Annotated in this window: 11 protein-coding genes; 5 read left to right on the top strand and 6 right to left on the bottom strand. The window is 73.4% G+C overall.

All coding sequences use genetic code 11. From position 1 onward, the window contains the following. Positions 1–50: 50 nt before the first annotated feature. Positions 51–380: a MoaF-related domain-containing protein gene (locus tag ACWCYY_RS00960; protein ID WP_345280284.1), complete on the top strand. Its 330-nt coding sequence runs from the start codon at positions 51–53 to the stop codon at positions 378–380. Between the two features lie 13 nt (positions 381–393). Here ACWCYY_RS00960 and ACWCYY_RS00955 read toward each other — a convergent pair whose 3' ends face one another. From ACWCYY_RS00955 to ACWCYY_RS00930, 6 genes are all read right to left on the bottom strand, one after another. Beyond that, positions 394–2715: an arylsulfatase gene (locus tag ACWCYY_RS00955; RefSeq protein ID WP_449794692.1), complete on the bottom strand. Its 2322-nt coding sequence runs from the start codon at positions 2713–2715 to the stop codon at positions 394–396. Beyond that, entirely contained in the window at positions 2712–4325 is a 1614-nt protein-coding gene (locus ACWCYY_RS00950) for a dipeptide ABC transporter ATP-binding protein (RefSeq protein ID WP_449794691.1), read from the bottom strand. Before ACWCYY_RS00950 ends, ACWCYY_RS00955 begins: the two co-directional genes overlap by 4 nt. Continuing rightward, positions 4322–5158, bottom strand: a complete 837-nt coding sequence (locus tag ACWCYY_RS00945; protein WP_449794690.1) for an ABC transporter permease — start codon at positions 5156–5158, stop codon at positions 4322–4324. Before ACWCYY_RS00945 ends, ACWCYY_RS00950 begins: the two co-directional genes overlap by 4 nt. Positions 5159–5162: 4 nt before the next feature. Beyond that, positions 5163–6107 (bottom strand): ABC transporter permease, encoded by a 945-nt coding sequence (locus ACWCYY_RS00940; protein ID WP_380150510.1) that lies wholly within the window; start codon positions 6105–6107, stop codon positions 5163–5165. A gap of 3 nt (positions 6108–6110) precedes the next feature. Further along, positions 6111–7673: an ABC transporter substrate-binding protein gene (locus ACWCYY_RS00935; protein ID WP_345280289.1), complete on the bottom strand. Its 1563-nt coding sequence runs from the start codon at positions 7671–7673 to the stop codon at positions 6111–6113. 113 nt (positions 7674–7786) lie between these two features. Then, on the bottom strand, positions 7787–8749 hold the full coding sequence (locus tag ACWCYY_RS00930; RefSeq protein ID WP_449794689.1) for a TauD/TfdA dioxygenase family protein: 963 nt from the start codon (positions 8747–8749) through the stop codon (positions 7787–7789). A gap of 411 nt (positions 8750–9160) precedes the next feature. Here ACWCYY_RS00930 and ACWCYY_RS00925 point away from each other — a divergent pair, with 411 nt between their 5' ends. Genes ACWCYY_RS00925 through ACWCYY_RS00910 form a run of 4 tightly spaced genes read left to right on the top strand, consistent with a single transcriptional unit; the run spans position 9161 to position 14279 of the window. Continuing rightward, positions 9161–10351: an ROK family protein gene (locus ACWCYY_RS00925; RefSeq protein WP_449794688.1), complete on the top strand. Its 1191-nt coding sequence runs from the start codon at positions 9161–9163 to the stop codon at positions 10349–10351. A gap of 9 nt (positions 10352–10360) precedes the next feature. Further along, complete coding sequence (locus ACWCYY_RS00920; RefSeq protein ID WP_449794687.1) at positions 10361–11416, top strand: enolase C-terminal domain-like protein; 1056 nt, start codon at positions 10361–10363, stop codon at positions 11414–11416. A gap of 14 nt (positions 11417–11430) precedes the next feature. Beyond that, positions 11431–12177 (top strand): SDR family NAD(P)-dependent oxidoreductase, encoded by a 747-nt coding sequence (locus ACWCYY_RS00915; protein WP_345280297.1) that lies wholly within the window; start codon positions 11431–11433, stop codon positions 12175–12177. A gap of 53 nt (positions 12178–12230) precedes the next feature. Continuing rightward, the gene (locus ACWCYY_RS00910) at positions 12231–14279 is read left to right on the top strand and encodes a right-handed parallel beta-helix repeat-containing protein (protein WP_449794686.1); all 2049 of its coding nucleotides are present in this window, start codon (positions 12231–12233) and stop codon (positions 14277–14279) included. Positions 14280–14307 lie beyond the last annotated feature (28 nt).

The raw sequence follows: 14307 nt of genomic DNA, 5'->3' as shown, positions 1-14307 counted from the left end.
GTCCGTACCCACCCGCCAGCCGTAGCCACCAGACGAGGACGCCTCCCGAGATGACCGCGCCCCTGCCCGCCTTCGCCGGACACACCTACCTGTTCCAGGTCGACAACGGCGCCGCCTTCCGCAACACGTACTCGGCGGACGGCACCCGGCTGCGCTGGGAGGGCCTCGGCGAGTCGGCCGGGCAGTGGGAGGACGTCGCCCTGCACGTGGCCGAGGTGGCCCCGGCGGTCTACTTCGTCAGCTGGACCGAGAAGGGCGGCATCACCGTCAGCCACGTGATGGACCTGACGCGGCTCACGGTGCGTGCCTTCTGGACCTACGAGGGCGAGGGCGGCCGGGTCGGCGAGCTGCACACCGGCTCGCTCACCCCGGAGTCCTGACCCGCCGACCCCGTCACTCGAACGCGGCGGCCGCCTCCTTGAGCGCGGTGGCCACCGTCTCCGGGTCGTACGGGGCGGGCTCGCCCGGCAGGTAGGTCACCGCGTGCAGCCGGCCGCCGTAGCGGAAGCTGCGGTGGCGCTCGTACACCGGCCAGGAGACCGGGGACTTGCGGTCGACCCCGACGCTGATGCCCTGGAACGGGGCCATCCCGATCAGCTGGTGGACCGGCCCCAGACGGCCCGTCACCTCGCCGTCCACCAGCAGCTCGAACTCCCACTTGAGGTCCGCCACGGCGTGCGCCCGCAGGCCGACCGTCCGGGCGCCCGGCTCCAGCGGGCCGCCGTCGGCCTCGAACAGCTCGCCGTACTGGTTGTAGGCCAGCCGCAGCGAACCGTCCTCCACGTAGAGGCTGTAGCCGCCGCCCTGGTCGCCGTGCGAGACCAGCACGCCCTGGTCGCCCGCGCGGTGCTCGGTGAGCTCGGCCACCACCTCGAAGGAGCGGAAGGCGATCAGCCGGGAGGAGCGGTAGCGCTCCAGCTCGGGGGTGCCGGCCAGCAGGGTGAGCGGCGCGCGCAGCCCGGCGTCCTCCGGGTGGCGCAGGGCCAGGCCCCCGGAGCGGTCGGCCAGCGGGAAGACCCCGTTGCGCCAGGCCGCGTCCTCCCAGGCCTCGGCCAACTCCTTGACCACCTCCGGGAATTCGGCGGAGACGTCGGTGGTCTCGGTCGGGTCGGTGCGCAGGTCGTAGAGCGCCCACTCGCCGTCGTCGTACGGGCTGCCCGGGCGGTGCAGGGTGACCAGCTTCCAGCCGTTCCGGTAGTAGCTGCGGTTCCCGGTCATCTCGCAGTACTGCTCGGTGTGGGTGGAGTCGGCCTCCGGTGCGCGCAGCACGGAGGCGAAGGAGATCCCGTCCAGCTCCTGCACGCTCTGCCGGTGGCGCTCCACCGGCCGCTCCACCCCGGCGAGTTCGAGGATGGTGGGCAGCACGTCGGTGACGTACTGGTACTGCGTCCGGACGCCGGGGTCGCCCTCGGCCCGGGGCAGTCCGGCCGGCCAGGAGAGCACGAAGGGCACCCGGACGCCGCCCGCGTAGGTCTGGCCCTTGTAGAGGCGGAAGGGGGTGTTGGAGGCCATGCCCCAGCCGCGCGGGTAGTGCACCAGGCTCTGCGGGCCGCCGATCAGCTCCACCTCCCGCTCCACGTCCGGGTTCCAGTCGGCGGGCAGCGCCGGGTGGTGGACGAAGCGGCTGAAGTAGCTGCGGGTGCCCTCGGCGCCGCCCTCCCCCGTGCCGCCGTTGTCCGAGGTGAACAGGATGATGGTGTTGTCCAGCTCGCCGAGCGCGGCCAGGGTGTCGGTGAGACGGCCCAGGTTCTGGTCGACGTTGTCGACCATCGCCGCGTAGACCTCCATGTAGCGGGCGTACAACTTCTGCTCGGGCTCGGTGAGTTCGTCCCAGGGCCGGACGTCGTACCCGGCCTCGCCGTTGCGCTCGGGCAGCCGGGTGCCGTCCGGGAAGTGCCCGGCGGCCAGCTGGCGGGCGAAGCGCTCGGCGCGCAGCTCGTCCCAACCCCGGTCGTAGCGGCCCCGGTGGCGGGCCAGGTCCTCCGACTTGGCCTGGAGCGGGCCGTGCACCGCGTTGTGGGCCAGGTAGAGGAAGAAGGGCTTCTCGGAGTCGTGGGCGCGCAGCGACTTGACCATCGAGATGGCCTGGTCGGTGATGTCGTCGGTGTAGTAGTAGCCGTCGGGGAACTCGTCGATGTCCAAGGGGCTGTTGTCCCGCACCAGTTGGTGCGGGTGGAACAGGCTGGTCAGGCCCTCCAGCACGCCGTAGTACTGGTCGAAGCCCTTCTGCAGCGGCCAGTTGGAGCGGTCGTTCGCGGCGTTGGAGGCGGAGTCCCGGGTGAGGTGCCACTTGCCGACGGCGTAGGTCGCGTAGCCGCTGTCGTGCAGCAGCTCGGCCAGGGTGGGGATGTCCCCGGCCACCTCCATGCCGTAGCCGGGGAAGCCCGGGTCGGCGTTGGCCACGAAGGAGTAGCCGACCCGGTGCGGGTTGAGGCCGGTCAGCAGGGCCGCGCGGGCCGGGGAGCAGAGCGGCATGGTGTGGTAGTTGGCCAGCTTGACGCCGTTCCCGGCCAGCCGGTCCAGCGTCGGGGTGGGCACCTCGGCACCGAACGGGCCGATGTCGCTGTAGCCGAGATCGTCGACCAGGACGACCACGACGTTCGGCGCCCCGGTCCGGGCCCGGCGGCGGGGCGGCCAGGCGGCGGTGGACTCGCCGAAGGTGCGGCCGACGGTGCCGGGAAAGCCGGCGTAGGGGTCACGGCGGGTGGTGGTCATGCGGCGCTCCGGTCATGGTGGCTCACGTGCGGTACGGCGGCGAGCAGTTCGGCGGTGTACGGGTCCTGCGGGTCGGTGACGACCCGGTCGGCGGGGCCGGTCTCGACGATCCGGCCGCGGTGCATCACGGCGATGCGGTGGCTCACCTGCCGCACCACGGCGAGGTCGTGGGCGATGAACAGGACGGCCAGGCCCAGCTCACGCTGGAGGCCGGAGAGCAGCTCCAGCACCTGGGCCTGGACCGAGACGTCCAGGGCGGAGACCGGCTCGTCGCAGATCAGCACCGAGGGGTTGGGGGCCAGGGCCCGTGCGATGCCGATCCGCTGGCGCTGGCCACCGGAGAAGGCGCGTGGGTGCCGCTCGGCGGCGGAGGGGTCGAGCCCCACCTGGGCCAGCAGTTCGCCCACCCGCTCGGCCCGCTCGGCGGGGGTGCCGAGGCGGTGCGCGATCAGCGGCTCGGCCAGGATCTGGCCGACCGTCATCCGGGGGTTGAGCGAGGAGTACGGGTCCTGGAAGACCAGTTGGACCTCACGGCGGGCAACCTTGGAGCGGGTGAGCTCCTCGCCGCGGTAGCTGATGGTGCCGGTGCTCGGCGCGTGGGCCTGGACCAGGGCGCGGGCCAGGGTGGACTTGCCGGAGCCGGACTCGCCGACCAGGCCCAGGGTCTCGCCGGGGTGCAGCTCCAGGCTGACGCCGGCCAGCGCGGTGGCCCGGCGGCGGCGCGGGCCGTAGGTCTTGGTGACCTCGCGGACGGTGAGCAGCGGCTCGGGGCCGGGGGTGGAGTTGGCGGCGGCGGTGGACGGGGCTTCGAGGCGCGGGACGGCGGCCAACAGCTGTCGGGTGTACGGCTGTTGCGGGCTGCGCAGGACCTCCTCGGTGCGGCCGTGCTCGACCACCTTGCCCTGGTGCATCACCAGGACCCGCCGGCAGGTCTGGGCGATCACGCCGAGGTCGTGGCTGATCAGGACGAGGGCCGTGCCGCGCTCGCGGTTGATCCGCTCCAGCAGGAGGAGGAGCTGCCGCTGCACGGTCGGGTCGAGGGCGGTGGTCGGCTCGTCGGCCACCAGCACCTCGGGGTCACCGGCCAGCGCGAGGGCGATCATGATGCGCTGACGCTGGCCGCCGGAGAACTGGTGCGGGAAGTCCCGCAGCCGGCCGGCCGCACCCGGGATGCCGACCAGGTCGAGCAACTCGGCAGCGCGTTCCGCGCGTTGGGCCTTGGCGAGGTACCGGCCGTGCGCCCGCAGCGCCTCGTCCAGCTGGCGGCCGACGGTGAGCACCGGGTTGAGCGAGGACATCGGATCCTGGAAGATCATCGCGATCCGGCGGCCGCGCAGCCCACGCAGCTCCGGCTCGTCCAGCTGCGCCAGGTCCTGCCCGCCCAGCTCGATCGAGCCGCCGGAGACCCGCCCGCCGGCGGGCAGCATCCGCAGCAGCGCCAGCGCGGTGGTGGACTTCCCGGAACCGGACTCGCCGACGATGCCGAGCGTCTCCCCGGCGCCGAGCTCGAAGGAGACCCCGGAGACGGCCTCCGCCCCGTCGAACTCGACGCGCAGATCGGTGACTTGGAGCACGGTGGCGACCGTGGTCTCCGGCAGTACCGCCGTCATCGTCGGATCCCTTCGTTCAGTGCCTCCGCGATCAGCGTGAAGCCGAGCACCAGGGCGGTGACCACGACCAGCGGCGCGGCGGCGAAGGTCGGGTGGCTCGACAGGTACGCCATCGACTGGCTGAGGATGCCGCCGAGCGAGGGCTCCGGCGGACGCAGGCCCACGCCGAGGAAGCTCATGGCGCCCTCGATGAAGACCGCCAGCGAGAAGGCGATGGCCGCCTGCACGATCAGCGGGTCGGTGGCGTTGGGCAGGACGTGGCGCAGCAGCACCCGGGCCTTCGAGGCGCCGCCGAGCCGGGCCGCCAGGGCGTACTCGCGCTCGCGCTGGACCAGGATTCCGGCCCTCAACTGCCGTCCGAAGCCCGGGATCTCGGCCAGCGCGATGACGATGATCACTGGCCAGCGGCCGGGGCCGAGGACGGCCGTGACGGCCAGTGCGAGGATCAGGCCGGGGAAGGCCAGCAGCAGGTCGAAGACCCGTTGGACGGCGACGTCGGCGCCGCGCGAGGTGGCGGCCAGCAGGGCCAGCGAGCAGCCGAGCACGGCGCCGGCGGGGACGGCCACCACGCTGATCAGCAGGTCGGCCCGGATGCCGTGCAGCACCCGGCTGAACAGGTCCCGGCCGAGGTCGTCGGTGCCGAACGGATGGGCCCCGCTCGGCCCGGCCAGGGCCAGGCCGCTCTGGGCCAGCGGGTCGGCGTCGGTGAGCACGGGGGCCAACAGCCCGGCCAGCACGACCAGTCCGACCAGGGCCAGGCCTGCGGTGCCCCGGAGGGTGTGCAGCCCGGCCGGGAGGAAGCTGCGACGGGGTGCGAGGGAGACGGTGGACATCAGGTCACTCCCACCTGATCCGGGGGTCCAGCCACGTGTACACCAGGTCGGTGAGCAGCTGGACCGCGACGTAGACGGCGACGAGCAGCAGGAGCAGGTCCTGCACCACGGGGTAGTCGCGGCGCAGCACCCCCTGCTCGGCGAGCTGGCCGAGGCCGGGCCAGGCGAAGATGGCCTCCACCAGGACGGCGCCGCCGAGGAGTTGGCCGACCTGGAGGCCGAGCACGGTGACGGCGGGCGGCAGCGCGTTGGGCAGGGCGTGCCGCCAGACGATCCGGCGTCGGGAGACGCCGAGCGCGGTGGCGGTGCGGACGTAGTCCTCGGCCAGCGCCCGCTCCAGCCCGTCCTTGAGGTAGCGGGCCAGGATGGCGGCGCTGGGCAGGGCGAGGCAGAGCGCGGGCAGCAGCAGGTACTGCAGGCCGATGTCGGGCTGGTCGAGGATCGACTCGTGGCCCCCGGCGGGTAGCAGACGGAGCGTCACCGCGAAGACCAGCACCAGCAGCACGCCGGTGACGAAGGGCGGCACGGCCAGCACCGTGGTGGTGAAGGCCCGGACCGCGGCGGCCACCGGCCCGCGCCGCACGGTGGCGCCGATCACCCCGAGCGGCAGGCCGATCAGGGCGACCAGGACCAGGGCGCCGAGGGTGAGTTCGACGGTGGCGCCGAGGCCGTCGCCGATCAGGGTGGCGACCTCGCCGCCGATGGCGTAGCTGGGGCCGAGGTGGCCGGTCAGCAGGTCACCGAGCCAGGTCAGGTACTGGGAGAGGAAGGGCTGGTCCAGCCCGAGGCGGGTGCGGATGGCCGCGACCGCCTCGGGGCCGGCGTCCGGCCCGGCCAGGCTGGTGGCCGGGTCGCCGGGGATCAGCCGGAGGATGGAGAAGATCAGGAAGGAGGCGGCCGCCAGCACCAGCAGCCCGGAGGGCAGCCGCCTCAGCAGGAAGGTGCGCATCCGTCAGGCCGTCAGGTAGGCGTCGTCGAGGTTGAGGTAGGTGAACTTGTTGAGCGTGGCGCCGCGCACCTTGGGCCCGGCCACCTCGATCTGGCCGCCGATGGCAAGGTCGATGACGAACTCCTCGTCCAGCAGGATGTCGGTGATCTGCTGGTAGAGCGCCTTGGCCTCGGGGCTGTCGGCGTCGGGCCGCTTCCAGGCGCGCTGCACGATGTCGGTGTAGGCCGGCGAGGAGAAGTGCGAGCTGTTCTTGGCCTCGTTGAACGGGTAGGCGCTGACCGCCAGGGTGGCGGGGTGGAGCTGGGCGAAGCCGTGGCCGAGGGTCCAGAGCGCGGGCATGGTCTGGGAGATCAGCTGCTTCTGCATGGTCGGCGAGTCGGTCGGCTGGAGCACGGTCTCGATGCCGACCTGCTTGAGGTCGTGCTGGATGATCTGGGCGAAGGCGATGCCGTCCGGGGTGTTGGAGTGGGCGAACGGCAGGGTGAGGCCGGTGACCCCGGCCTCGGCGAGCAGTGCCTTGGCCTTCTCCGGGTCGTGGCGGTACTTGGTGGCGTTGGCGTCGCTGTAGGCGGGCGAGGACTTGGGCCACGGGGCGGCGGAGGGCAGTCCGTAGCCGCCGAGGGCCTGCTGGACCAGCCGCTCGCGGTCCACCGCCCAGGAGATGGCCTGCCGGACCCGCTTGTCCTTGACCTGGTCGGCGCTGACGTTGACGCCGATGTAGTAGGCGCCGGAGCCGGTGTCGTAGGGCTTGAGCTGGAACTGCCCGGAGGCCTTGAGCCCGGCCAGGTCCTTGCCGGGCACGTGGTAGGAGAGGTGGCTCTGACCGGTCTTCAGCGAGGCCACCAGCGAGTCGGCCTGCGGGATGACCCGGATCTCCACGCCGTCCAGGTAGGGGCGGCCCGGGTTCCAGTACTTGTCGTTGCGGGTGAAGGTGATCGAGGAGCCGGGGGTGCGCTTGCCGAAGACGAACGGGCCGGTGCCGACCAGCGCCTTGCCGGCCACGGCGTCCTCGACGGTGGCCGAGTCCGTGATGATCATGAACTCGAAGAGGTCGAAGAGGTTGGAGACCGGGTGGGCCAGGGTGAGGGTCAGCTCGTGGTCACCGTTCTTGGTGAACTCGGTGACGGTGGCCGCCGTGGTCCTCAACTGGGCGGAGCGGACCGGGTTCTGGAGGTTCTTGATGGCGAAGATGACGTCGTCGGCGGTGAACTTGCGGCCGTTGTGGAAGGTGACGTCGTCGCGGAGCTTGAAGGTGATGCCCTTGCCGTCCGCGGCCAGCTGCCAGGAGGTGGCCAGCTCGGGCTGCGGCTTCAGCTGGTCGTCGTAGCGGGTCAGGGTGTTGAAGACCAGGCGCTGCACCAGGGTGTTGGCGCTCTGGGCGAAGAGCAGGCTCGGGGTGAAGTCGATGGTGGTGGCGATGGCGAGGGTGCCGCCGCGGCGCGGACCTCCCGACGGGGAGGCGGCGGTGCTCGCGCTCTCGGCCGCCGAGCGGCAGGCCGCCAGCGAGAGCAGGCCGGCCGCGGCGACGGAGCCGCGCAGGAGGGAGCGGCGGGAGAGCGTGGTCATCGTTCCGTGTCCTTCATCGAGGGGTGGCTTCGTGGGGGATGGTTTGTTCGGTGCCGAAAGTAACGACGGCGGCCGGGACCGCCGTCGTCACGGCGTCAGGAGACCTACGCGGGTCAGGAGTTGAGGGCGGCGGCTTCGAGCTGCTCGGCCGGGACGATGCCCGCCACGGCCGGCGGGTCGGCCGGCTCCAGCAGGCGGCTCGGCTGCCCGTCCGGGCCGACCGGCAGGTCGCCGTCCAGGGTGATCCGGCGGACCAGGCGCGGCTCGTCGCCGTAGTCGTTGACGGCGTAGTGCTGGGTGGCGCGGTTGTCCCAGATCACCACGTCGCCGACCGACCAGTCCCAGCGGACGGTGTTCTCCAGGCGCTCGACGTAGCGCTGGAAGAGGGTGATCAGGGCGCGGCTGTCGGCGCCCGAGACCCCGACGATCTTCTGCGCGAAGGCGCCGAGCAGCAGGGTCTTCTCCCCCGTCACCGGGTGGACCCGCACCAGCGGGTGCTCGGTCTTGAAGGCGGTGGAGACGAAGACCGAGCGGAACAGCTCGGCCACCTCCTTGTTGTCCGCCAGCTCCGGGGTGAGCGCCAGCGAGGCCGCGTAGTCGTAGTCGTTGGTGTGCACGGCGCGCAGGCTCTCGGCCAGCGTCTTCAGCGGGGCCGGCAGGTCCTCGTACGCGGCCACCGTGTTGGCCCAGACGGTGGAGCCGCCGGCCGGCGGCAGCTCCAGCGAGCGCAGGATGGAGGCCTTCGGGTAGGAGGGCACGAAGGTCACGTCGGTGTGCCAGTTGTTGGCCCGCACGCCCTTGGTGGCGTCCAGCTCGAAGATGTACCGGCCGTCCGCGCTGGGGACGGTCGGGTGGCCGACCGGCTGGCCCAGCAGACGGGCGAAGGCCTCGTGTCCGGCGTCGTCCAGGTGCTGCTGGCCGCGGAAGAAGAGCACCTTGTGCTCGTACAGCGCGGCCTCGATCGCGGCCACCGTCTCGGCGGGCAGGTCGCCGCCGAGCGTGACGTCGTGGACGATCGCGCCGATCCGGCCGGCGGCCGGGGTGAGGTTCAGCTGGGTGGAGACGGCAGTGGTCATGACGGTCCCTCGGTTCTGGTGAAGGGGCGTGCTCGGGCACGGCGGGCAGCGCACGGCACGGGCCGGCGGCGGAGGAGAAGCGTGGAGAGCGGCGCGACGGGGCGCGGACGAAAGCGGCGTCAGCGGGAACAGCGGCAGCGGCGACAGGGACAGGAGGCGGACAGGGCACGGCACATGCGGACGGTCATCGCTCCTCCTTCGGTCACTCGCTCGAACTGCGGCTCGGTTTCTGGGCATCATCGTGGTGACCGCGAGCCGGTCTGTCAAACACCATCTCGCCTGGTGGGAGCGGGTGTTGCGGCTTCGTTGCGCCGTGTTGCGGCGGATGGCGGGCCTCGGCGGGGCTTGTCCTTCCTTCTGTTGTCGCATTAACTTTCTCAACGAAATTAACTCGAAGGGAGGCAGCCTCCGATGACCACCCCCACGACCCGCGCGGTCCCTGCGGAGAGTGCGCGGCACAACGCCGCCGCCGTGGTGCGGACCGTGCTCGCCCACGGCCCGCTCCCCCGCCACCGGATCGCCGAACTCACCGGACTCTCCGCCGGCACCGTCTCCCGGCTGACCGGACGGCTCGCCGACAGCGGCCAACTGGTCGAGATGGAGCCGGAGTTGGGTCCGAGCGCGACCGGGCGGCCGCGGATCCCGCTGGACCTGCCGGTCGAGGAGACCGCCGTGGCCGGGGTGCACATCGGCGTGCTGCGCACCACCCTGGGCCTGGTCGACCTGCGCGGCGGGGTGCTGGCCCAGTGGGCCGTGCCACGCGGGTCCACCGACCCGCGCGAGCTGGTCGACGAACTGGCTGAGGCCCTGGCCGACCTGACGGCCTGGCAGTCGCACCGGCGGCTGCTCGGCATCGGCGTCTCCACCGGCGGCTGGGTCGACACCGAGTCGGGGACGGTGGTCGAGCACGGCCCGCTCGGCTGGCACGACGTCCCGCTGCACGCCGCACTCGCCGAACGGCTCGACGCGCCCGTCCGGCTCGATGCCCTGGTCCGCGCGCTCGCGCTCGCCGAGGGCTGGTACGGCGCCGGGCAGGAGACCGACAGCCTGCTCGAACTCTTCGTCGGCAACGTGGTCGGCGCCGCCTTCACCGTCGGCCGTCGGATCCACCGCGGCCCGCGCTCGGCGGCCGGCGGCATCGCCCACCTGCGGCTGCCGGGGGTCGAGGGAGTGCTGTGCGGGTGCGGCGCCTCGGACTGTTTACAGGCCGTGCTGGCCGACGGTTCGGTCCTCCAACTGGCTCGCGGGCAAGGCATGGTGGGCCAGGAGGAGTCCTTCGAGGACCTGGTCCGGCTGGCCCGCGACGGCCACCTCGGGGCGATCCGGCTGCTGCGCTCCCGCGCCCGCTCGGTCGGCCGCGCGGCGGCCGTCCTGCTCGACCTGGTCAACCCCGAGCTGCTGGTCCTGGCGGGCGGCCCGCTGAAGACCCCGGAGTACCTCCCGGACGTCCGCGCCGAACTGGCCCGCCACAGCTCCCTCGGCCCGGCCGCCGCCACCCGCCTCGTCCCCTCCGGCCTGGGCGACCACGCCCTGGTCCTGGCCTCCGCCGCCGTCTTCCTCAATGCCTGGTTCTCCGACCCCCTCACCCACCACCTTCCCTGAGAGGCCTCCGTGCTCACCGTCGAACTGTTCCGCGCCCGTGTGTCCGCGCGGACCTCGTGGGACGTGGTGCGGGTCCGCGACGCGGACGGGGCGTTCGGGCTCGGCGAGTGGTCCGATGCCGGGCCCGGGGCCGAAGCACTGTGGCCGTCGGTCACGGAGCGGCTGGCCGAGGGCGGGTCCGGCGGCGATGCGCTGGCCCTGCTCGATCAACTGGCCTCCGGAGAACGGCGGTTCGCCGCGAGGACGGTCCGCGGCGGGCTGGAGCAGGCCCTCACCGACCTGGCCGCGCGGCGGGCCGGGGTGCCGCTCTGGCGGTGGCTCGGCGGCCGGGCCGCACGCCCGGTGCGGCGGTACGCCAACCTGAACCGGGCGCTGCGCCGACGCACCCCCGAGGAGTTCGCCGAGGTCGCGGCCGCCGCCGTGGCCGCCGGGTACACCGCGCTCAAGTGCGCGCCGTTCGACGGCCTCCCGGACGGGGAGCGGCTGGGCGGCGGCCTCGCCCGGGCCCGGGCGGTCCGGGCGGCGGCCCCGGACGCCGAGCTGATGGTGGACGCCCACGCGCTGCTCTCCATCGACCAAGTGCTGCGAACCGCAGCGCAGTTGCGCGCCCTCGACCTCCGCTGGCTGGAGGACGCGGCCCCGCTGGACGGGCTCACCGCCGTCCGCGAGGCGGGCATCGCCCCGCTGGCCGGCGGCGAGTTCGCCACCGCCCCGGCCGAGGTGCGCCCCGCCCTGGGCGCCGGCCTCGGCTGGCTGCTGCCGGACGTCAAGCACGCCGGTGGCCTCGCCGCCGCCCGCGCCCTCGCCGAGGAGGCCCTGGCCGCCGGGGCCGGGGTCTCGCTGCACAGCCCGTCCGGCCCGGTGGCCACCGCCGCCGGACTGCACCTGGCGGTGGCCCTCGGCCCGTCCGTGGAGAGCGAGTTCGCGTTCGGCGAGGCCTCCTGGCGGCGCCACGCAGTGCACCCCGCCGAGACCCCGGACGGCCCCTGGCTCACCCTCCCCGAGGGCCCCGGCCTCGGCCTGGACCTCGCACCCGGCCACTGGCACCCCCACACCCCGACCTGACAGGAACCAGCACCGTGCCCCTCCCCCTCGCCGACCGGATCGCCGTCGTGACCGGCGCCGCCCACGGCATCGGCGCCGCCGTCACCGCCGAACTCGCCGCCCGCGGCGCCCTGGTGGTCGCCGTCGACCTGGCCCCCGTCCCCGCCGCCGACCGGGTCACCCCCGTCCGGGGCGACGTCACCGACCCGGCCACCCGCGCCGCCGCGCTGGCCGCCGCCGAAGCCCTCGGCGGCCCCGCCCGCATCCTGGTGCAGGGGGCGTTCTCCGGCACCCCGACCCCGCTCGACCAGCAGGACGACGGGAGTTGGGACACCATGCTGCACACCGTCCTGACCGCTGCCCGCCACTTCGACACCGCCTTCCTGCGCGCACTGCCGCCCGGCACCCCGGGCTCGATCGTGCACATCGCCTCGCCGCACGCCCACGGCGCCGTCCCCGGCTTCGCCGCCTACGCAGCCGCCAAGGCGGCGCTGCTGGCGCTCACCCGGGCGGTGGCCGTCGAGTGGGGCGCGCGCGGGGTGCGGTGCAACGCGGTGGCCCCGGGCTTCGTACCGGTGGAGCGGAACCGGCACGTGTGGAGCGATCCGCAGCTGGGCCCGGCCCTGCTGCGCGCCAATCCGCTCGGCCGCCACGGCACCGCCGCCGAAGTCGCCCGCGCCGTGGCCTTCCTGGCCGGCGACGAAGCCTCGTTCGTCAACGGCACCTGCCTGGCCGTGGACGGCGGGGCGACCGCCATGCTCCCCGAGGCGCTGCTGCGCTGAGGGTCCGTCACCAACCGAGAAGAGAGCTCCGTGTCCATCACCCAGGAGGGCGAGTGTCCCGCCGCCTCCGGCTGCTCACCGCGGCCCTCGCCGCCGCTCTGCCCCTGACCCTGGCCGTCCCGGCCGCCGCCGAAGCGGATCCGGTCACCGCCTACCTGGACTGCTCCGCCGCCACCAACGGCACCGGCACCCAGTCCTCCCCGTACAACACCCTCGCCGCCGTCAACTCCCTCACCCTGACGCCCGGCAGCGCCCTCCGCCTCAAGCGCGGCTCCACCTGCCGCGGCACCCTGACCCCGGTCGGCTCCGGTACCGCCGCCGCGCCGGTCACCGTCGACGCCTACGGCACCGGCCCGCTCCCCGCCGTCAACGCCGACGGCGGCACCGAGGCCGTGCTGCTCGCAGACCTGGCGTACGTCGAGGTCCGCAACCTCGACCTGAGCGCGCCGGGCGACAACCGGTCCACCCGGCGCGGTGTGTACGTCCGGGCCACCGACACGGGCACCCTGCCCGGGATCGTGCTCCAGGGCCTGGACGTGCACGACGTGCGCGGCAAGCTGCCCGCCGTCACGGGGGCGGGCGCGGGCACCGGCAAGTACGCCGACGCCTCCGGCGGCATCGTGGTGGAGGCCAAGGGCTCCACCACCCCCACCGCCTTCACCGGGCTGAAGATCCTCGACAACCGGATCCACGCGGTCGACCGCCAGGGCATCTACACCTGGTCCAACTGGTGCCGCAACACCCGGCTGGCCGCGTTCTGGAACAGCCTCTGCTCCGCCCCCTGGGCCCCGTCCACCGGCCTGGAGATCCGGGGCAACCGGCTCTGGGACATCGGCGGGGACGGCATCGCCCCGATGACCGGACAGCAGACCCTGGTGGAGCGCAACCTGCTGCAGGGCTTCAACGTCCGCTCCGGCTCCCCCAACGCCGGTATGTGGACCGCGAATTCGGTGGACGTGACCTTCCAGTACAACGACACCTCGGGCGGCCGCACCACCAGTGACGGCATGGCCTACGACGTGGACCACTCCACCGACGGGGTGGTGTTCCAGTACAACTACTCCCACGACAACCAGGGCGGCTTCTTCCTGCTCTGCCCCTACGACACCCCGACCAGCAACTTCACCATCCGCCACAACGTCTCGGTGAACGACCGGGCCCGGGGCTTCCAGGTCTGCCCGGGAGCGCTGAAGAACGGCCGGATCCACCACAACACCATCTACCTCGCCGACGGCATCAGCCAGCAGATCGTCACCGAGGGCACCAACGCCACCCTGGACGTCCGCTTCACCGACAACATCGTCGCCAAGCACGGCAGCTCGGGAACGGTGGGCTGGACGCTCAACGACCCGGCCTTCACCATCGACCACAACGTGTTCTACGCCGTTCCGACCCCGGCGGGGGCGACCAACACCGTGACCGGCGCCCCGCTGCTCTCCGGCCGCGAGCTGGCCGACCCCTGGGGCTACCGCCTGCTGGCCGGCTCCTCGGCGCTGGGCGCGGGCGGGGCCAACACCGGCTGGTACCAAGGCCCTTCGGTAACCGCCCCGACCCTGGCCGCCCACTTCAACACCGACCCGGCCGGCTCCGCCCCCGCCGGGTGGACCGTCACCGGCCCGGCCGCCGGGGCGGTGGTCGGCGCCGACCCGGGCGGCGGCTACGGCAACTCCCTGCTGCTCACCCGCCAGGCCACCGAGGTCAACGCCGTCCGCACCTTCCCCGCCGTCTCCGGCGAGACCCGGGTGGACCTGCGGGTCCGGGCCGGGCAGACCGGCGCCCCGCTCGGGGTGCACCTGCTGGACGCCGCCGGGGCGCCGGTGGCGCAGTTCAGCCTGGCGGCCAACGGCAGTGCCGCCCTGACGGACAACGGGAGTTGGACCGACGCGCCGTTCGCCTACCCGCCGGGGATCTGGCTCCGGGTCGCCCTGCTGCTGCACCCGGCCACCGGGACGTACGACCTGCTGGTCGACGACGTGCCGCTGGCCACCGCCCGGCTCACCGCCGGGTCGGGCCCGGCCGACCGGCTCCGGCTGCGGGTGCAGCCGGGAACCGGCGCCGCGACCTTCGCAGTTGACGATCCACTGGTCCAACCGCTCGACTGATCCCCACCACCCGGCCGCCCCGCACCGA

The organism is Kitasatospora sp. NPDC001664, assembly GCF_053596675.1.
Note: the sequence above shows the minus strand (reverse complement) of the source record. Positions and strands in the feature narration are given on the sequence as shown.

What these genes read in the sequence shown, in the direction of transcription:
- ACWCYY_RS00960 (WP_345280284.1), top strand. Translation starts at nt 51, where the DNA reads ATGACCGCGCCCCTGCCCGCCTTCGCCGGACACACCTACCTGTTCCAG.
- ACWCYY_RS00955 (WP_449794692.1), bottom strand. Translation starts at nt 2,715, where the DNA reads ATGACCACCACCCGCCGTGACCCCTACGCCGGCTTTCCCGGCACCGTC.
- ACWCYY_RS00950 (WP_449794691.1), bottom strand. Translation starts at nt 4,325, where the DNA reads ATGACGGCGGTACTGCCGGAGACCACGGTCGCCACCGTGCTCCAAGTC.
- ACWCYY_RS00945 (WP_449794690.1), bottom strand. Translation starts at nt 5,158, where the DNA reads ATGTCCACCGTCTCCCTCGCACCCCGTCGCAGCTTCCTCCCGGCCGGG.
- ACWCYY_RS00940 (WP_380150510.1), bottom strand. Translation starts at nt 6,107, where the DNA reads ATGCGCACCTTCCTGCTGAGGCGGCTGCCCTCCGGGCTGCTGGTGCTG.
- ACWCYY_RS00935 (WP_345280289.1), bottom strand. Translation starts at nt 7,673, where the DNA reads ATGACCACGCTCTCCCGCCGCTCCCTCCTGCGCGGCTCCGTCGCCGCG.
- ACWCYY_RS00930 (WP_449794689.1), bottom strand. Translation starts at nt 8,749, where the DNA reads ATGACCACTGCCGTCTCCACCCAGCTGAACCTCACCCCGGCCGCCGGC.
- ACWCYY_RS00925 (WP_449794688.1), top strand. Translation starts at nt 9,161, where the DNA reads ATGACCACCCCCACGACCCGCGCGGTCCCTGCGGAGAGTGCGCGGCAC.